General features: G+C 55.8%; 22 protein-coding genes. 18 read left to right on the top strand and 4 right to left on the bottom strand.

The genetic code is table 11. The features are described from left to right. Positions 1 to 174 precede the first annotated feature (174 nt). From ACSFC7_RS27120 to ACSFC7_RS27110, 3 genes are all read left to right on the top strand, one after another. Positions 175 to 462 (top strand): amphi-Trp domain-containing protein, encoded by a 288-nt coding sequence (locus tag ACSFC7_RS27120; RefSeq protein WP_436348913.1) that lies wholly within the window; start codon positions 175 to 177, stop codon positions 460 to 462. Positions 463 to 751: 289 nt separating this feature from the next. Then, on the top strand, positions 752 to 1,105 hold the full coding sequence (locus tag ACSFC7_RS27115) for a four-helix bundle copper-binding protein (protein ID WP_436348912.1): 354 nt from the start codon (positions 752 to 754) through the stop codon (positions 1,103 to 1,105). A 93-nt stretch (positions 1,106 to 1,198) separates the two neighbouring features. Continuing rightward, on the top strand, positions 1,199 to 1,537 hold the full coding sequence (locus ACSFC7_RS27110; protein WP_436348911.1) for a DUF7130 family rubredoxin-like protein: 339 nt from the start codon (positions 1,199 to 1,201) through the stop codon (positions 1,535 to 1,537). A gap of 811 nt (positions 1,538 to 2,348) precedes the next feature. On the opposite strand, the gene ACSFC7_RS27105 is transcribed toward ACSFC7_RS27110, so the two are convergent. Continuing rightward, positions 2,349 to 2,792, bottom strand: coding sequence for a hypothetical protein (locus ACSFC7_RS27105; RefSeq protein WP_436348910.1), 444 nt, complete (start codon positions 2,790 to 2,792; stop codon positions 2,349 to 2,351). An 80-nt stretch (positions 2,793 to 2,872) separates the two neighbouring features. Then, a complete protein-coding gene (locus ACSFC7_RS27100) occupies positions 2,873 to 3,709 on the bottom strand; it encodes a DUF7504 family protein (RefSeq protein ID WP_436348909.1) in 837 nt (278 codons plus the stop codon). A 456-nt stretch (positions 3,710 to 4,165) separates the two neighbouring features. Here ACSFC7_RS27100 and ACSFC7_RS27095 point away from each other — a divergent pair, with 456 nt between their 5' ends. The 12 genes from ACSFC7_RS27095 (at position 4,166) to ACSFC7_RS27040 (ending at position 14,004) form a co-directional block, all read left to right on the top strand. Next, positions 4,166 to 4,987, top strand: coding sequence for a DUF7344 domain-containing protein (locus ACSFC7_RS27095; RefSeq protein ID WP_436348907.1), 822 nt, complete (start codon positions 4,166 to 4,168; stop codon positions 4,985 to 4,987). Positions 4,988 to 5,151: 164 nt separating this feature from the next. Further along, positions 5,152 to 6,912 (top strand): helicase HerA domain-containing protein, encoded by a 1,761-nt coding sequence (locus ACSFC7_RS27090; protein WP_436348906.1) that lies wholly within the window; start codon positions 5,152 to 5,154, stop codon positions 6,910 to 6,912. A gap of 168 nt (positions 6,913 to 7,080) precedes the next feature. Beyond that, the gene (locus ACSFC7_RS27085; protein ID WP_436348905.1) at positions 7,081 to 10,407 is read left to right on the top strand and encodes a hypothetical protein; all 3,327 of its coding nucleotides are present in this window, start codon (positions 7,081 to 7,083) and stop codon (positions 10,405 to 10,407) included. A 124-nt stretch (positions 10,408 to 10,531) separates the two neighbouring features. Further along, positions 10,532 to 10,972 carry a hypothetical protein gene (locus ACSFC7_RS27080; protein WP_436348904.1) on the top strand — a complete coding sequence of 147 codons (441 nt, stop codon included), beginning with the start codon at positions 10,532 to 10,534 and terminating at the stop codon, positions 10,970 to 10,972. Continuing rightward, positions 10,965 to 11,231 (top strand): hypothetical protein, encoded by a 267-nt coding sequence (locus ACSFC7_RS27075; protein WP_436348903.1) that lies wholly within the window; start codon positions 10,965 to 10,967, stop codon positions 11,229 to 11,231. Before ACSFC7_RS27080 ends, ACSFC7_RS27075 begins: the two co-directional genes overlap by 8 nt. Continuing rightward, positions 11,231 to 11,533 carry a hypothetical protein gene (locus ACSFC7_RS27070; RefSeq protein WP_436348902.1) on the top strand — a complete coding sequence of 101 codons (303 nt, stop codon included), beginning with the start codon at positions 11,231 to 11,233 and terminating at the stop codon, positions 11,531 to 11,533. The genes ACSFC7_RS27075 and ACSFC7_RS27070 overlap by 1 nt, the downstream gene beginning before the upstream one ends. After that, positions 11,526 to 11,966, top strand: coding sequence for a hypothetical protein (locus ACSFC7_RS27065; RefSeq protein WP_436348901.1), 441 nt, complete (start codon positions 11,526 to 11,528; stop codon positions 11,964 to 11,966). The genes ACSFC7_RS27070 and ACSFC7_RS27065 overlap by 8 nt, the downstream gene beginning before the upstream one ends. Then, positions 11,956 to 12,309 carry a hypothetical protein gene (locus ACSFC7_RS27060; protein WP_436348900.1) on the top strand — a complete coding sequence of 118 codons (354 nt, stop codon included), beginning with the start codon at positions 11,956 to 11,958 and terminating at the stop codon, positions 12,307 to 12,309. The genes ACSFC7_RS27065 and ACSFC7_RS27060 overlap by 11 nt, the downstream gene beginning before the upstream one ends. Then, a complete protein-coding gene (locus ACSFC7_RS27055; protein ID WP_436348898.1) occupies positions 12,302 to 12,988 on the top strand; it encodes a hypothetical protein in 687 nt (228 codons plus the stop codon). Before ACSFC7_RS27060 ends, ACSFC7_RS27055 begins: the two co-directional genes overlap by 8 nt. Before the next feature lie 145 nt (positions 12,989 to 13,133). Next, on the top strand, positions 13,134 to 13,394 hold the full coding sequence (locus tag ACSFC7_RS27050; RefSeq protein WP_436348897.1) for a hypothetical protein: 261 nt from the start codon (positions 13,134 to 13,136) through the stop codon (positions 13,392 to 13,394). Continuing rightward, positions 13,391 to 13,783, top strand: a complete 393-nt coding sequence (locus ACSFC7_RS27045; RefSeq protein WP_436348896.1) for a hypothetical protein — start codon at positions 13,391 to 13,393, stop codon at positions 13,781 to 13,783. Before ACSFC7_RS27050 ends, ACSFC7_RS27045 begins: the two co-directional genes overlap by 4 nt. Beyond that, positions 13,780 to 14,004, top strand: a complete 225-nt coding sequence (locus ACSFC7_RS27040; RefSeq protein WP_436348895.1) for a hypothetical protein — start codon at positions 13,780 to 13,782, stop codon at positions 14,002 to 14,004. The genes ACSFC7_RS27045 and ACSFC7_RS27040 overlap by 4 nt, the downstream gene beginning before the upstream one ends. A 92-nt stretch (positions 14,005 to 14,096) precedes the next feature. On the opposite strand, the gene ACSFC7_RS27035 is transcribed toward ACSFC7_RS27040, so the two are convergent. Then, positions 14,097 to 15,332, bottom strand: a complete 1,236-nt coding sequence (locus ACSFC7_RS27035) for an RNA-guided endonuclease TnpB family protein (RefSeq protein ID WP_436348894.1) — start codon at positions 15,330 to 15,332, stop codon at positions 14,097 to 14,099. 58 nt (positions 15,333 to 15,390) lie between these two features. Here ACSFC7_RS27035 and ACSFC7_RS27030 point away from each other — a divergent pair, with 58 nt between their 5' ends. Beyond that, positions 15,391 to 15,525, top strand: coding sequence for a hypothetical protein (locus ACSFC7_RS27030; RefSeq protein WP_436348892.1), 135 nt, complete (start codon positions 15,391 to 15,393; stop codon positions 15,523 to 15,525). A gap of 64 nt (positions 15,526 to 15,589) precedes the next feature. Here ACSFC7_RS27030 and ACSFC7_RS27025 read toward each other — a convergent pair whose 3' ends face one another. Then, on the bottom strand, positions 15,590 to 15,895 hold the full coding sequence (locus tag ACSFC7_RS27025) for a hypothetical protein (protein WP_436348981.1): 306 nt from the start codon (positions 15,893 to 15,895) through the stop codon (positions 15,590 to 15,592). Between ACSFC7_RS27025 and ACSFC7_RS27020 the strand changes: the two genes are divergently transcribed. Beyond that, the gene (locus ACSFC7_RS27020; RefSeq protein ID WP_436348974.1) at positions 15,854 to 16,072 is read left to right on the top strand and encodes an HNH endonuclease; all 219 of its coding nucleotides are present in this window, start codon (positions 15,854 to 15,856) and stop codon (positions 16,070 to 16,072) included. The genes ACSFC7_RS27025 and ACSFC7_RS27020 overlap by 42 nt on opposite strands. 346 nt (positions 16,073 to 16,418) lie before the next feature. Further along, on the top strand, positions 16,419 to 18,275 hold the full coding sequence (locus tag ACSFC7_RS27015) for an ATP-binding protein (protein WP_436348891.1): 1,857 nt from the start codon (positions 16,419 to 16,421) through the stop codon (positions 18,273 to 18,275). The last annotated feature ends 162 nt before the right edge of the window (positions 18,276 to 18,437 follow it).

The raw sequence follows: 18,437 nt of genomic DNA, 5'->3' as shown, positions 1-18,437 counted from the left end.
CCTGAACTATTCGGCGGCGTGCTATTCTTTGGGTAGCTTGTCGGTACAGGCATGTACGCTACAAGTTCGGTTAGCAGTAGACAGTAACACGGTTTCTTTATTCAGAATTGCTCGTGTAACTCATAATCAGTATAGGTGATGCACTTATCGGTGCGGGCAGTGTACTGGCTCTACATGCCCGAAGAAGTCTTGTTCAAATCAGAGAGCGATCAGACTCGAGAAGAAATCGCATCGTATCTTCGCAGTGTTGCTGATAAGCTTGACCAAGGCGATGCGGTCACGCTCAAATCTGGTTCCGAGTCCGTGACAATGGAGCCGCCAGCCAGCCCAACGTTTGAGGTCAAAGCTGAACGCGAGGGGCCAACAGACGGGGCCGGTGAATTAAGTATCGAGTTCGAACTCGAATGGGACGAGAACGATAGTGAGGGGGACAACGGAAATGACCAGTTAGAAATTGAGTGACCAATTAGCACACGTAGTTGGCGTTCAGTACAGGTGAGCAATTCATCAGAATGACCCGCCAATACCAATGTAGACAAAGATTCCAACGATAGTTGCAATCACGTCCAGTGCGAATAGAATCGCATAGTCCTTTGATTCCATATCGTTGAGATTCTAGCCTAGTCTCTAAATTGTTCTGCAGAGGGTTGGTCACTTCGCATACGTAGTTTCCGTTCAGTACAGGATATCCACCGAATGGTTGCCTATTCCAGCCCGTGTTTTACGCTGATGCCCGTCGCTTTGGTACGTGATGGCAGTAACTCAAATTGATCACGTCAGTGAGAACGACCGGATGGCAGAGTGTATCGACAACTGTTTCGAGGCTGCCCAAGCGTGCGAGTGGTGCGCTGATGAATGTATTGGGATGGGTGACGAGATGGCTCGCTGCATTCGCCTCTGTCGGGACGTTGCTGATCTGACGACAATGCATGCCCGATGGATGGCCCGGAATTCCGGCTACAGTAGCGATCTCGCAGAAACCTGTGCTGAACTCTGTAAAGAGTGTGCCGACGAATGCGAACAGCACGATGAAGAACACTGTCAAGTCTGTGCAGAGAAGCTGCGAGAGTGTGCAAATTCCTGTCGCGACATGGCTGAGGCGTAGAATCTGCACCTGACCATCCGACTACACAGACACCTATTTTCATGACTGTCCTTAGGCGGTCATGCGAAATCCCAACGAACCCAATATGATACTATGAGTGGACGTGGTGAAAAACCCGAAGAAGACGGAGATGAACAGGCAGAGCGAGAAGCAGAACCAGTCGCTCTTGGCGAGAATGTGTACAACAAAGATGGAGAGATTCTCGGGAAAGTTCGAGGATACGAACAGGGAGGTTTCTTCATATCAACGCGCGATGGGGTGGAGCAGCTCAGTATTGAGCATGCCCGGTCGGGACACGATTTCGGTGAAGCCCACCTAATGTGGCGGTGCATGAACTGCGGTGAGATGGGTGAAATTGACGAGGGAATGCCGGAGCAATGCCCTAACTGTGGCATCGAAAAAGAAGAACTCATGTGGTGGACAGAAGATTGAGTGAATCTATTCAGTGAGGCTGGTAGAGCTACGAACCATGGTTCCTGAACCAGAGGCACCCTCTCAAGAGGAAATCGAAGAACGAATTAAACAAGTCGGATGGTACTCGCGTGCAGTCCGTACGGGGTTGGTAATCATTCTGAGTGCGTTTTTATTGGCGATTGGTGTCATCCTTCCCGCGAATCTCGACAGTCCTGCACAGGCAATTGAGTCGATACTCATGCCCCTCACGTTTGTTGGATTAGGTGTGATCCTATACGGAATCGGTATGCATCTACACTTGATGCATTTGAATCTCGTCAGACAGCTACAGCCTGAACAGACAGACGATCAGCGATCGGTTTCCAAGCCAGATGACTAAATTTTGAACTCGGAATACTTCAGTCCGCATCTGTAGTTGCCGAATCAAATGGTTCAGCTTCCTACCCAATAATAGCAAGTGAATTATATACCACCACTGATAGAGTTGAGCTGCCACAATAGCAATAAAACGATGATGGAAATTCGCCTACATTTCGTGAATTCGGAGTAACTTTGCAAGTCAGATAGTCATAAAGCCTGTCGCGAACAATGCGAGAATAATTCCTAACGCAGTGACGAGGCTGCCTACAGTAGTCCCAATTTGAAGCATATCTTCTCCAAACATCGTATGAAGAACATGCCGACCAGTGAAATACAGCACTATTCCACCAGCAGAACCCATACCACCAAGAATTACGAGTATTTGATATCCCACACTGAGTGTCAATCTGGCTGGAACAAAATCATTAGGGCCGTTATTATGATATATTTTTAGAAAAGAGTATATAGTCTACTCTTCTCTTCGGATCGCAGCTAAATCTCGTGCGAGTCGGGCTTTATCAGTTCCAGCGGATGTCCCATCGTCTCTCGAGATTACGATCATGCCCGGCGCTGGATGACAGGGCGCTCGATCGCCCTCACTGAATCCAGCGTCCTTCGCAGGCGGCAGTTGGACCTGATAACCGTGACCGGCGATTCGAACGGTCGCATCCATCGCCCGATGTACGCTGTTGGTGTCCTGCGCTGCTGCGACGACGAGTTCCGCTCTCTCTCCGACCGAGACAGTATCGAGATCAACCATGAGGAGGAGGTGATCGAACGCGTACACGCGGACGTCGGCCAGCGCGGTTGCCTCTCCATCGGCATCCTCTTCGACGAGGCCCGCCGCTCGAGTGGGCTTCGTGATCTGCAATGCGAGACCGTCAGTGCCGGAGGACTTGATCTGGTTCGCCATGTTGTTAGCACTAAGTGCTAACCAAAGAGCCTTTGGGGTCCGTTATTTTCTCCCTGAGAAATTAGTAGGACAAATCGAGATTAGGCACCGAGTGAGGCAGTAGAATCGCCATCTTCGGAGATAACAGCATCAAAAAGTGGTGTGAGAATATTGATAGTCTCATCGTCACATTTCATCGGGTCAAGGTGGTAGTGAGCAACTGTATCCGAGTTGGCTATATCCGATGTAAGGGAATAGAAGAAACTAAACGTGGTATCCAGATCAATTTGGTCGAGCAATGCATCAACTGAATCGAAACAAAGCGACGTCATATGTGAATTAGATTCCCAATCGGAAAGCGTAGCTTCAATTCGATCGTAAAGTGTAGACAGATCCTGCTCATCAGCGATCAAGTCAGCTTCAATAGGGCCGGGGAGTGTAACAGACTGGGCACTTGCTGATCGAGCAAATTCACCGAGGCTGATAATCTTGCGTTCTGCAGGCATCTCATATTGTTGTGCGTTCAACTCAGCCACCTTTTCGTCTGCAGGTTTGTCAACTATTATGCTGAGAACATTTTGCCGGTCCGGAGGATATGGGTACTGGAGGTCCGAACAAAGTTCGGTAGTATCTGTTCTTTGGGCTAAGAGAAGCACATTCGAGGTATGAGAAAGAGTTGTGTGAATCGATTCTGGGTCTCTGAGTAGGATTTTTCCATCACCATGTACCGTCACGTGAAACCCTTCATACTCAAAAGACACAAAGCAGTTATTCCCGGAGTGACCCATCCTATCCAATCCTTCTGGGTCAATAACGGAATGAAGCGGTGCCAATTCACCCCGCCCTGCACCGACAATAGCCGAGATAGACTGTATTACCCGAATACTTGGCAACTCAGTATCATCAAATGTGAGATAATATGGTGTCTCATGAGCCATGCGCTTAGGATACAGTTCACAGATAGCTACTAAAAGGATGCGGCCCAAATGCACACAATAAATCCTGTAAATTGGATATTTGCCACATCAACCTTTAGTCAGCGGAGATGAATTTGACAATTGTCAATCAGAGTTCAGCCAACAGATTATCTCAGGGGGTAATGTAGTCCCACTGAGGAGACGAATGGAAATATGTGGTATGCGTATACGGGCGAGTTGTGTTTAATTAGCCCATCTCTGGAATGATGTGGATTAGAGACCGCAAAAGGTGTCATAGAACGTTTTTCGCGGTATTGATTTCATCCCCTTATACGGTGAACCCGCTGATAAGTAGCCCTACAGAATGAGCACCGGAAAGTGATGACTTTCAAGGAAAATTGATAAGCTATAATCCCTCAATGATGTCTGCGAATTGAAACCTGACTTTTAATACTCCAACGGGGATATCCACCAGTAATGGCTCCGAAAGACGAAGATATTGTCCGTATACTTACAGAGTCTATTAATCGTGAAATTTTAACAGTTCTCAATGATGCTCCTCGCGGCCTCTCTGTAACGAAGATTGCCGAACAACTCGTTTCGGCGGACGAAAAGGAACTCAACCAGACAATCATCTCGCTACACCACAATTACCTGCCTCGACTTGACGAAGTCGGCCTCATCACGTATGACCACGATGAAAATGTCGTCACCACCGGAGATTATTCGACAGGTAACGCAGATTGGATGGACATAGACGCACTCGACGAACTGATCTCGCAGTTCGGGACGGGATACAGACCAGACGAGCGTACTGTCGGACGACTCGAGGGCCGCGAAGCGGTGTACGACTACTGTCGAGACTTGGCTGACAGAGCCGACGAAGAGCTCTTCCTGATCTACGCTTCCAACGACTTACTCGACGAAGCGTGTCTCCCGTACGCTGAGAACGCCATGGATCGAGGCGTTGAACTTCATGCTGGAACGAAAAACCAAGATGCTCGAGAGTTCTTTCGGGAGCGTCTCCCGGAAGCGACGATATGGGACCCACAGATGGATTGGATGTACGAGCAGGCGAACTATCCCAAGGTGAGTCGGCTCATTGTCGCAGATCGGGAGACTGTTGTCGTCGGCCTCTGGGATGAGGATGCCACTGGTGCGAAAACGGAGGTTGCGATGATCGGAGAGGGACGGACCAATCCGTTGGTGGTCCTCACCCGCGAACTGCTCGGTGCTCGATTAGACCATCTCGATTATCAGAGTGACGAGTTTCTCGGGGATCTTCCGTTTGAAACGTGAGCAACGGTCTGTGCTGGTTCGAATGTGTTCGATAACAGCTTTCTCTGTTCTTACCAAACTAGTTGATAACAGAGCAGGGTCATGTGAATTTCTCTACGACAACTCGTACCACGAGCGTGGTTGGCAAGACAAATCCCTTTCATTAGTCGAGACGTTCTTTCGGTATGGAATCCAGCACACACCCCTCCCAAGACGAGACAACAGGTTCTAACGAACATGACGAACGGATCACGGTCGGCGCCGACGGCTACGATCTCCCGGTCGTCGACGTGCTCACGGGCCGCGGATTCATCACCGGGAAAAGCGGATCCGGGAAGTCGAACACCGCGAGCGTCGTGATCGAACAACTGCTCGCAAACGGCTTTCCCTGCCTGATCGTCGATACGGACGGCGAGTACTACGGGCTGAAGGAACGCTTCGAAATGCTCCACGTCGGGGCCGACGAGGAGTGTGACCTGCAGGTCAGTCCGGAGCACGCCGAAAAACTCGCGGAGTTCGCAATCGAGCAGAACATCCCGATCATCCTCGACGTCTCGGGGTATCTCGACACTGACGATGCCAACGCCTTGATCCGGGAGACGGCCCGCCACCTATTCACCAAAGAGAAGAAACTCAAGAAGCCGTTCCTCCTGGTCGTCGAAGAGATCCACGAGTACGTTCCCGAGAGCAGTGGCCTCGACGACACCGGCCAAATGCTCGTCAAGATCGGCAAGCGCGGACGCAAGCACGGACTCGGTATCGTCGGGATTTCCCAGCGTCCAGCCGATGTCAAGAAGGACTTCATCACGCAGGCCAACTGGCTCGTCTGGCACCGACTGACGTGGGAGAACGACACCAAAGTCGTCGGTCGGGTCGCCGACACCGAGTATCGCGACCGCGTACCAGATCTCCAAGATGGCGAAGCGTTCGTCCAGGCCGACTGGAACATGTCGATCGACCGAGTCCAGTTCAAGCGCAAGCGCACGTTCGACGCGGGAGCGACGCCGGGACTAGAGGAGTTCGAACGACCGGATCTCAAATCCGTCTCGGAGGACCTCGTCGACGATCTCGAGGAAATCAGTGATCGCGAACAGCGCCGACAGGATCGGGTGGCCCAACTCGAGCGGACGGTCGAAGCCAGAGACGAGAGAATCGAGGAACTGGAACAAGAACTCGAAAACGCCCGCGATATGACCGACATGGCCCAGCAGTTCACGCAGGCGCTCACGTCCGCGGCCGACGGAGATGCTGAGAGCGGCGAGACCATTCAACAACAGGTCGACGAAATCCGCGAGCAGAAAAACGAGGAGATTCGCCGACTACGTTCGGAGCGCGACCAATTACAGGACCGTGTCGACAACCTCGAGTCGACGGTCACCGACCAAGCCGACCGGATCCGCGACCTCGAGCAGTACGAACAAGCCGTCGAGAACCTCGAAGAACTCCGCGAGGGCGTTGCACGGATGGCTGATGCACTCTCGATGGACGTCGACGGCGGATCAGAGAAGTACCGGCAGAAGCTCGAGCGCAAAGACGAGCGAATCGACGAACTCGAAGCGGCGATCACGAAACTCGAGCAACAGGGCTACTCGCTCAACGAGGAGTTCACCGAGAAGATGGATTTCCTCCGGCATGAAGCCGTTCGTGAGGAGATCGACCGGGCGGCCTCGAAAACGCGCACGAAAGACGAGCACACGTGGGACGTACTCTCGGTGCTGGTTGACCAGGACGAAGCGACGACAAAGCAGATCACGGCCTTCGTCGACGTAAGCAAAAGTAGCGTCCGGTCGATTCTCTCAAAGTTGAAAGACCAACACGTCGTACACGCACGTAAGCGTGGGAAGACGCCACACTACAGTCTGAACGTGGAGGGGATGAAGCAGATCATCCAGCAGCGCCGAAAACGCGAGGAGATGGCAGAACTGAAAGACCGCGTGAAATCGTGAGTCCTGATTCATCTACCTGATAACCTAACCAATTTCTTAGACGTTCGGCAGCTTAATTACCGCTGGTTGTGACAGTCACGATAACTGTCCTCACGAATCGGACAGCGACCGTCGGATCTGCCGGCGGTGTACCGTACGTCGTAAATCAACACCCCTGCACCGCCAGCAATGTACATGTCACCGCAGCGGCGGGCACAGTCTCGAGCACTCGCGCTCGCGGCCATGCTCGTCGTCTCACTGTTCGCACTCGCAGTCGTTCCGACCGGCCTTGGGGCCGAACCAACCAGCCTTGATACCGACGCGAGCGCCACCACTGCCGCGCTCGAGCCGTCGATCACGACCACCGACACAGACGAAGATATCGACGATTTCGAAGGCGACGGCGACCCTGTCGAACTCGACGTCGACGACACCGAGTATTTCCACTACGACGGCGAAGAACACGGCGACCTCTACTACCTGATCGGCGATCAGAACGACCAGGTGTACGTCTACGACGAGACGTTCACCCTTCTCGAGACCCACGCCCTCGAGTACGATCCCGCCGGAATCACCCGCTTCGACGGGCACTGGGTGATCTCGAGTTGGGACACCGACCAACTCTACATCTACGATAACGACGAGTTCACAGATCCCGAGACGGTCGACCTCTCCAATCACGACGTCGGCGGAGTATCGACGACGCCGTGGAACATCGATAGCTCCGACGGCCGGCTCTACGTCACCGATCAGGAGGAGATCGTCGCCTTCGACGCCGACTATGAAGTCACGGACCGAATCCAGACCGACCTCGAGACGGCGAAAGGACTCTACGCGGTCAACGATCGACTGTTCCTCATGGACAGCGATACGGATCCGACCGTCTACGAGTACGATCTCGACGGTACCGAAGTCGCCACGTACGACGCGCCACCGGACTACGGTGCCACGTACGACGAGTCGACGAAGGGGCTGATGCTACTCGGTGGCGATTGGTACGTCCATCCCTCCGACCTCGATTCGAATCTGTATCGGTTCCCCGCCACAATCGAAGAATCCAGTGGAGCGACGCTCACAGGGGTCGTTACCGACCAGCGAGGCGAACGGGTCCCAAATGCGACGGTCACCGTACACGGAATCTCGGAAACGGCGTTCCCCGATCTCGATGGGAGCGCCCTCGAGTCCGAAGCCGACGAACTCCTCGCAGAACTCGAGGATCCACTCCCCGACGCGTTCGACGAGAGCTACGATCTTGACGCCCACACGGACACCGACAGTACCTACGCGCTGATCCACGAGAACAGCGATTGGGGCGTCGGGACGAATACGATCATCGAGTCGAGTATCGACGAACCCAGAGTGATCGTCGACCAAGATCAGCAGGTGGTCATCTCGCTGTGGGATCCCGCCGAAGACGGCGGCTGGATCGAAAATCAGGTCGATCAGAGTTTCCACGGAGCGACCACCGAGGGAACGGTCGTTATCGAGCAACTATCGCCGACCGGCGAAATCACGGACACGCGAACGCTCGAGACCGAACCGATCGCGTCGACGACCGGCGCGAATCCACTCTCTACGACCGAACATCACGGCGTCCGAACCACCTTGCCGCCGGGCGTCTACCGGGCCTACCCCGAGGACAACGACGCAGGCGGCTACCCGTTCACGGTTGGATCGCCCGACGAAATCGCGAGCGGGTTCGCAGACGACCTTCGGGACGACGCCGATCAGTTGACCGAGCGAGCAGAGCGTATCGCCGACCTTGAAGCCGACGAAACGCTGGTTCGCGAGACCACCCAAGCTGACGGAAACGGCGAGTTCGAACTCGAGATAGACGAAACGGTCGCGACGGCGACGGTCCAGCCACTCGGCACGCCGGGTGAGACGCTCGATGACCTCGAGACACTCGAGGAGCCGACGATCGCCGATCTACAGAGCCTCGATCACGATGGGGCCTTCTACCTCCCGATGCCCAACGCACAGACGTACGCCCCACCCGAGGACGACCTCGAACTCACCGTCTATCGGACGCCCGATCTTCCGTTTGCCGAACTCGAGGCGTACGAGGATCTCCACGCAGAACTCGAGGAGGCCCTGCTGAACCAAAACCTCTCCGAACTGGACGGTTGGGACGAACATCTCGCGGAAATGGATCACGAGCGGCGTGCGGAACTCGAGGACGCCTTCGGTGACCTCCTTGAAGACGATGAGGACGAACTCGAGGATGATCCAGACCTTGAGACGATTCTGAACCGACTGGACGACCTCGAGAGCACGATCGACGTCGGGGACGGCGTGATCGACGAGTCAGACTCGGATCCAGACCAAGCGTTCGACATCTCGTGGACGCTCCCCGACGATATCACCGAAGACGAGGTGACGATCGTCGCCCATACGGACGCAGGCGAGACTCACTCGGTCGACGCCGACCACTGGACACTCGAGACGGGCGGGCTCTTCGACGACCCGACAGTCACGCTCGAGGAGCATCCGTTCGACGACGAGACGGCAGTCGCCAACTACGAAATTCATATCGCAGACGGCGTGTCCTATGGATCGGACAGCGTCTCCGCGCCGAACCCAGGCTTCGACGGCGAGATACCGGAGCTCGAAACGCTCTCGTTCTCCACACTCTCACCCGCAGCGGGCGAACGCGTCTCGCTGGACGTTCGGACTGCAGCGGATAGCACGGCCGATATGATCGACGCCGACGTGATCGGTCCCGACGACGAGATGATCACCGCGGAGATCGACGCCACCGACGACCGCGTTGCGTTCGAAGCGACAGGCGACGGGGTCCATCACGTCCGACTCACACTCGAGAGCGCGAGCGGTCACGAGTTCACGGTCACTGAGCGCCTGCGAGCGTCCGACCGCGCACTGCCCGATCACGCGACCGTCCGAGCAGGCACGTCCGCCGTGGGCGACTACGCAGTCACGGGCGATACGCTCACGGACGCCCAACTCGAGACTGACGGGGACAGCATCGACGTGACGGCCGTGATCGATCCCGACGAGAATCTCGGTGAGCTGCACGTCCAGCCCGACCCGGTGCTCTCGGGGAACGACCACGAGTTCGATATCTCGATCGTCAAAGGGCCAGACGAGATGCCGGTCAATAGCAATGTGGCCGTGACGGTCCATCTCGAGAACTACGACCCCGACTCGGCGGTCCACTGGCGGAACGGGGATGCAATCACCGTCGACGGTGACACACGCTACGGCGAAGTACTCACGCGAAACGACGGCGAGAAACACCTGTTGATGAGCTACACGGACGGCAACGGGGAACTGGAATCGCTCGAGATCACCGAAGACGCCGGCTGGACCGATCGGGTGTGGCACCGATTAGATCGATCGATACCGACGATCACGTGGCTCCCGACGATCAGCAACGCGCTCCTGGTGCTCGTCGAGACGGCGCTTACAGTAGCCGCGGAACCGGCGACGATGGCGACGCCGGGAGAAACAGTGGATCCAGTGACAAATAGTGGCCTAACAGCGCCGCTTCAGTGAGAATACTGGAGGGTTGGGCCACCATAGCCTTTTTATGCTGTAGTGTCACCTACCAATAGCGACAGATCGCTATGAACGTCAGCACACACCCCTTGACAGCGGGTCGTACAGAGAGGCGGTCGGCATGAACGACGCAGTGAGTTCGGCCGACGATCGCCTGCGGCTTGTCCTTGCGCTGGTCGAGAACGACCTCGAGTCGGTAACGGCTACGGTTTACGACCGAAACGCCGAACCGTACTGCCTTCGAGCGCGGGTGCTCGAGGCTGAGACACATCCAGACAACCAAGCCGATATCCACGTCGAAGAGTCCGCCGATCCGACCGGCGAAGAGTGGCTCAATATCTCCCAGTATGACGGCGAGATGATCGACGACCTCGCGGTGATGCACCGCAAGCAGGTGCGAGAACTCCAAGTCCGAGAGAAACACCCACAGAGCGACCTGTCACGACGGCAGCGTGGGCGGGCAAGACAGAAGGTTCGCAACCGCAAGGCGCTTCGCGAACAGTTCCGAGACGCCCGACTCACGTCGTGGACCCGCAAGGAACAGGTGGTCGCCAATGCGTGAGTATGACGCCGAACGGGACGCCGGTCGTGTCTCCGAAAGGACGGTTCACGACGACCTCGAGATTTCCGAGAACCACATGGTCTCGGGACGCAGCATCCACACGGAGTACGAGATCCACGTCGGGATGGCAGACGTCTACTACGTCCGACAGTCCGCGGTCGACGCTGTCGAAACCGAACTGGATCTGGATCTCGAGACGCTCGAGTACCGGAGTGGCGGCGAGATCGTCGCCGTCCCCGACGCGGAGGTCGATCGGTGATGTGTGGGGACGATTCTGACGACGAGTGGAAGTTCGAAGAGAGCGACGTGATCCGGGAGAAACACGAGCAGTTCGCTCCCGGCGGTGTAGCTCTCGGAAAATCAGAGTACAAGATCAAGCGATTGCTGCGCGACGAATCCGATGGTAAGCGGTTCTACCATGTCGAGAAAGAAGAGGGTGGATCTCACCTCTACTCGGCAAAGGCGGTCGAACACTCTTACGAAGTCATCCCCGTTTCGGAATCGCGGGCGTGGACACAAGACGCGCAAGGTGACGACGCCCGAGGTGATCGGGATGTCTGAGAGCAGCCCCGACCGATTCGGCCCGTTCCACTACGCAGGCCCGGATGGATTTGAAGCGTGGGGCTATCGCTTCCCCTCCGGATTCCTCATTCTCGAGTGGATCTCGGATAGCGTCCCTGAGGACAATTCCAAACTCCAAGAGGGCCACCAATCGCTGTATCACTCGTTCGAAGACTTCCGTACCACCTGTACCGGCGATATCGAGTGGGGGCGGACGCCGAATGCAGAGTTAAAACGGGGCTTGTACGGGAAGTACAACGTCTTCAAAGACGGCGAACCCGTCGAGAATTGTTTCGTCCTCGAGCCGGAAACGGACGAAGCTGCGAGGGCGGCCCTGAAAGCGTATGCTATGGCGACGAAAAACGAGGAACTGACCGAAGACCTTCGCGAGCGGGTGGACGGTCTCGAGGAGCGTGATCGGGATGCCGAGTGACGGTTTCGATTGGCTCGAGACCGACAACGCGCTCACCAAAGGCGAGCTGCAGCGAATCGTCTGCTTGCTGTTGGACCATCACGAACTCGAGGTCGGACACACCGTCGACAAGACAAATATCGCGACGCTGAACAACGTCGGCCTTCGGGGAGCAATCGCCGAATGCTGTGGGTTCGAATACTACGACCACGAGCCATGGGATCACTGGGCCGCTCGGACAAACACGAACCATCGGGAGGGCCAAGAAGCGTTCACGGTTGAGGAACTCGCCCACGTTCGCGACGAACTGCAGTGGTTAGTCGATCTGCAAGCACAGACCGAGGAAGCCGATCACGATGACTGACGGCGAGATCCAACTCGAAAGCGAAGAGCCGACTCCCGAAGAGGTCCACGGCATCATAGAATCCTGCCGAGATGATGGGAACTCGTACGTAGAGTGCCTGTTCCCACCTATCGGGGAAGGCATCGGCCTCTTCGGTATGGTTGCGGATTTCCTCGTTGGCCTAGGTGCACTGGCAATCACACTGCTCCTGATCGTGATCCTGCTGGCGGCCGTCGCCGTAGCGGTCTACGGAACGGTCGTGACCATGTTCTTGCTCTTGGTCACCGGCATCCAACTCGTTGCCGACTTTCGGCGGGCGAAGGCACACCTCCGAGAGTGTACCGAAGACGTTTACTGGACGGTCACATGGACGCTTACGGGTGTGGCAGGCCTGTACGTCGTCTTTTCCATCGTTGGATTCGTCCTCGCTGGCTTACTCGGGGCGTTCGTGCTTGCAGTGGGTGCTGGCGACGAGGAACTGCGAGCGGAGTTCCTCTCAAATCTGGCCGAAACAACCGCCGGTCACAACCCGATTTCGTTGCTTCAAGCCGATGCTCCGAATCCTGGCGGTCTCGCCTTCTGGCTCTCGGTGATCGGCCTGCTCGTCTTCGGAACGCTACACTGGTACGGTACCAAGCGCGGCCTCGAGCGACCACAGAAGGTGCCACGACTCCTCAAGAGGGGGAAGACCGATGCGTAGACGAGCGGTCCTCGCAACGACTGGTCTTGCGTTTGTCTCTGGCTGCCTCGGAAGCGAAGACACTGACGACATGGAACTCATCGGGCTCGAGGACAGTGATATCTACCACGATTATTCCATCGAAGAAAATTCGCTGATCAATACAATGTTCGGCTACGAGGACTATCTACTCTATCTCCAGTTCAATGTGGATAGCGACTACGATCCGACAGAGAATGACGTGTATCTGCTCGACGGAGAGGTCGTTACCAGTGAAGGGTACGTCCGACTGTTTGACCCTGACGGTCGACTCACTTTCGAACTCTCGAACAAGCAGATCACTGATGGCGGTCCGTACCGAGTCGTGTCACGGACACCAATCGAGATCGTCGACGAGTTCGAACTCACACTCGAGTTGAGCCGATGAAACTTAGGTCGGGCCGATCAATCACGGCCGTCACTTGCCCCGACTGTAGCGCACATCTCGAGGATACCTGGACTGGCGACGAGTGCGGACGGTGTGGCTTCCAGTACATCCTCGAGCGGTCTGAGTACCGACAGTCGATCAAACCAGGCCCGTCGCTGTCGACAGCCACAATCGCACTCCTACTCGCCTTTCTCGGCGGCGGGGCACTCGCAGAATCTGGGGTGAAAGTCGCCGATTACGAGCTGGTCCAGTCGATCGACCTGCTGATCGCAATCCTCTCGTCTGGATCGGCGCTGTTCGCTATCGGACTCCTCGCACTGTCGTTGATCGTCCTCCTTGCGAGTTCGATCAATCGCTCTCCAGCAGTCAGCGGAGGTAAACTCCGGTGACCGACGAAAACGGGAGGGGCGGATTCAATCCCTTGAAACGGCCACTCTGCTGGATATCTGATCACGAGTGGGTCGACGATGCGTTCATGGGCGACGGACAGGAGTGCGCCCGGTGTGGCGCGTTCGACGAGGCCAATCACCTGCTCCGGCAGTGGGCTGTGATCTTTGCGATAGGGTATCTCGCGGGGGCTCTCACACTCGGTTCCCTGGTGATCTTATGAACCTCGCCTTCGAGGACGAACTCTACGATGTGACATCCTCGCCCGCTGTAAACGGCGGGGCTTCCTACAAGGGAAGCCTCACGTTGGAGGTTTCAGGACTGAAACGTCGCAAGCGTCGTCTGTCCAGATCTCGGACTCGGCTTGCGGTGTCCTGTGGTGCTGTCACAAGCACTCCCGTCCTGTGGCGAGTCATTGCGTCCCGATTTCCAAGGAACGCTCTCTCCCCACGGGTCAAAGCGACCGGCGATATTCGCCGCCGCGTTGATATCTGCTTGGTACTCCGTGACCCAACACTCTGCGTTCGTGCACTTGAACTCAGCTTGCGAGCCACGTCGGCCGATGTGACCGCACGCGTGGCACGTTTGGGACGTATAACGCGGGTTCACAAACTCGACCGGGATGCCGGATTCGAGGGCCTTGTCCTCGATGCGGCCAGTGAGTCGAGCAAACGCCCACGCGTGAAGTCGTCGGTTCATGTACTTGCCATAATCGAGGTTCTCGCGGATGTACGACAGGTCCTCGAGTACGATTACCGGGTCCTCGAAGGACTCGGCGTATTCGACAGCTTCTCGAGACGCCTTCTCAACGATGTCCGTGAGTGCGTTCTGGTAGTGGTCGAAGCGTTCATCCACGCGCCACTCAGCGGCATCCCGCTCTTGCAGACGCTTCAGAGTTGTGTGCATCTCTTCGCGGAGTGCTCTCGCACGGCCGCCGTCGTAGATATACGGTTGGGTTGGAGTGTTGTTCTGACAGGCACAGCCCGTCAGAAGCTTGGACTCGCCGATATCGAACCCGATTCGAGTCGGGTCGTCCGGCGCATCTGGTTCGGCGACCTCGTACTTGACGGTGACGTGCAGAACCCAGTTCGCTCGGTGCTGTTGGAGCCGGAACTCACCGACCGTCACACTTTCGTCGAACAGGTCGAACCAGAGCGATTCCTGTTCCGGATTGATCTGGAGCGGAATCCAGAAGGCGTTCCCACGCCCGGCCTGGGGAACGCGCCAACAGAACTCGTGCGTTCGTTCTTCGGAGTGGTCGAGACTGAACCCCCGGTTTGTGAATCGGACCGGGTGATCGTCCTCGAGTTCCGAAGCGTTGTACGTCCGATGGAGTTGCGGGACGTAGTTCTTGAGCGCATCCTTGGCGTAGGACGTGAGCGTGTACGGCGTGACGGCATCGTTGACCGCGTTCTGTGTATCTGCACCGCTCTCAAAGGCATCCTCAAGAGCACGGCGGTAGGTCGCCACGGTCCGCTCGAGGCGTTGCTCTTTGCCCGTAGTGGGCGGGGCGAGCGTGGCTTCGAGCGTTTTCGTGGCGGTCGTCGTCACAAGAACAGATACGAGACCATAATAGTTAAAGATAACGAAAAACTAACCATGTGTGTAGATGCCCAACCTGAACATCGATGTAGACGAGGACGAATACGACCGCCTGAAAGAAGTGAAAGAAGCGAACGGGCTCACCTGGAAGGGGATGCTACTCCAGGGGGCGAAATCGTTGGACACCGACGGTCCGTTGTAGCGTTGGACAGACAGTCAAGTGACGCGATTCCTCCCTGCCCCAAGGGACGGGGTTTCCTCGCTGCTTAAGGATGACTCGGAATCGCCAACAGAAACTGAACAAGAAGATGGACGAACTGTTCCCACAGGAACGGTCGGACCTCTGCCGGGTCTGCAATGAACCCGTCGTCGACGGCCGGTGGAACTACTGCTCCGAACGTTGCCGAGATATCGCCAACGACGTCCAGCGGATGTTTCTGTGGGACGTGGTTCATGATCAGATCCTCGAGCGCGACGACTACACCTGCCAGACCTGCGGCGTCACCGGAGATCCAGACCAGGAGCAATCGATGGAAGTCGATCACATCCAGCGGATCGCCGACGGGGGTCATCCACTCGAGGAGTCGAACCTCCAGACGCTTTGCGAAGACTGCCACACGGAGAAAACGGCCGACGAAAATAGCGGACCGAACCGAAAATCAGCACCGAGCATGACGCTCGAAGATTATCTCGAGTCGTCGACCCGCCACAAATCGCTTAGAAGTAGTTGTTATACCTATACTCTATAAAAATTAAAGGTGAAAATAAAACGCAGGATTCAGCAACTACGTCTGCGGACGGACTACAACTACGTCTGCGGACGGACTACTGGGATTCCTACCAGCAATGGATGATGTTCGTAGCCTCGTGCAAAATACAGGACGCAAATCCAACACGAGTCAGAGATCAGTCGGCGAAGGCTGTGGCCGATCAGTTCAGAAGACGTATGAACAACAACTCCTCTGACAGATGTCCAAGCTGTAAGATGTGCTGTGTGCGCAACGAATCTATATCGAACAAAAACCGGTAAAACGAGTGATAGAAATCTATGATCTAACACAACTGCTTTAGCCGTCCCACTAACAAAACCTGATAATGGAGTCCTGGAAAACGGTTGAGTCCAGCACCAACTGGGGGCGAGCAATTGTCGCCCTAGGAGCCCTCTACGTTGTCCTTGGACTCGGGTGGGCCTATGTAGAGATATCACAAGGTACGCCACTCTCGAATGCGGTGATCATTTCGTCCTTTGTTGCTGGGCCAGGCATGGTCGTCCTGTACGGTGGATATCGATTGCCGGAAACTGAAATCAACCCCAAATTCTATTCCAGAATCATAGGCTGGTGTCTCGGTGGTATCGGGGTGTTGGCCGGTCTTCTCGCGCTCTATCACCTCCAACCCGCCGCGAGTATTAGCAATCCCGGTCGGGCAATTCTCATAATCTCGGCGTTTGTACTCGTCCCTTCGTTTGCCGGGGGACTCAACGATGCTCGGGCCAAATCAAATGCGTTTGTTCTCGAACGGACGGTCGATCTCCTCCACAAATCGGAGCGTATCGCGGACGTCGGTGGATGGGAAATCGATCCGGAGACGATGGAGGTATACTGGACTCAGCATATCTTCGAGATTCTGGAGCGGCCCTGGGACGAAGAACCGCCAGTGGATGAAGCCCTTGAGGTCTACCACGAGGATGATCGGCCGATCATCAAGAACGCCATCGAAGCAGCACTCGAGGAAGGCGAGCCTTTCGATGTGGAATTACGGTTCCATACGCCTGAGAGAGAGGTGCGGTGGCTTCGGATCCAGGGAGTTCCCGAAACCGTCGGCGACGATGTCGTATCGCTCCGCGGGGCGGTACAGGACATTACAGAGAGCAAAGAGCATGAGCAAGAACTCCAGCGTGTCCGAGAACGGATGGAATTTGCCCTCAACGCAACCGACGCGGTCGTATGGGACTGGAACGTAGAGACCAACGAGGCCTTCTTCTATCCCTCGGCGGAGTCGCTCTACGGAACAACAGTCGAGAACTGGGAGGATTTCATCGATATCATCCATCCAGAGGACAAAGAGAGGGCACAGCAGAACATCGAGCAATCCCTAGAGACGGGCGAACCGAAACACGAGGAGATTCGCGTAGTCCGGGACGGCGAAATACGATGGATCGAAGCCCCAGGCCACCCGGTCGAAGCCGACGACGGCTCGAAACGGATGGTTGGCGTGGCCCGTGACATCACCGATCGGAAAACCTACGAGCGTCGACTCGAGGAATCCAACGAGCGGCTTGAACAGTTCGCCTATGCCGCTTCTCACGACCTTCAGGAGCCACTCCGAATGATCTCGAGTTATCTGCAGTTGATCGAGAGTCGGGCCGACGATGAGTTGACTGAAGAGACCGAAGAATTCCTCGAGTTCGCCATTGACGGGGCCGACCGCATGCGTGATATGATCGATGGATTACTGGCGTACTCACGCGTGGAGACACAGGGGGAGCCATTCGAACCGGTCGACCTCGACGAGGTGGTTGCAGACGTCCGGGACAACCTTGATGTGCGTATCACCGAAAGCGATGCTGAAGTGGAGGTCGATGAGTTGCCCCGTGTGCTGGGAGATGAGAATCAGTTGCATCAAGTGTTTCAGAACATACTGAGTAACGCGATAGAGTATAGCGGGGACGAGCCGCCACAGGTGCTTATTTCCGCCGAGCGGAACAGTTCAATGTGGGAAGTGTCGGTTCAGGACGAAGGGATAGGAATCGAACCGGACGAGCAGGATCAGATCTTCGAGGTGTTCCAGCGGCTCCATTCCCAGAACGACTACGAAGGGTCGGGTATTGGCCTGGCTCTGTGTGAGCGGATCGTTGAGCGTCACGGCGGCGAAATATGGATCAACTCCGAGCCCGGCGTGGGATCAACGTTCACATTTACGCTTCCACCTGAGGATGCTCATTCCGAGTGAGCGCGACGCTGCGGAGCCAACCATCTGTACTTACCACCAAGTATGGTGGTAACTCTCTGGTTTGGACTGACCGTGGAAATTTTGAATGAAAAATTGTACTACAATCTACCAGTGCGATCAGACATCCCTACCATGTCCACAGTCTCGTTGAGCGCCTCGGGC

Origin of the sequence: Natronorubrum halobium, from assembly GCF_051351675.1 — an archaeon.
In the GTDB taxonomy this organism is placed as follows: domain Archaea; phylum Halobacteriota; class Halobacteria; order Halobacteriales; family Natrialbaceae; genus Natronorubrum.
The sequence above is the reverse complement of the archived record's forward strand: the minus strand, read 5'-3'. Positions and strand labels throughout refer to the sequence as shown.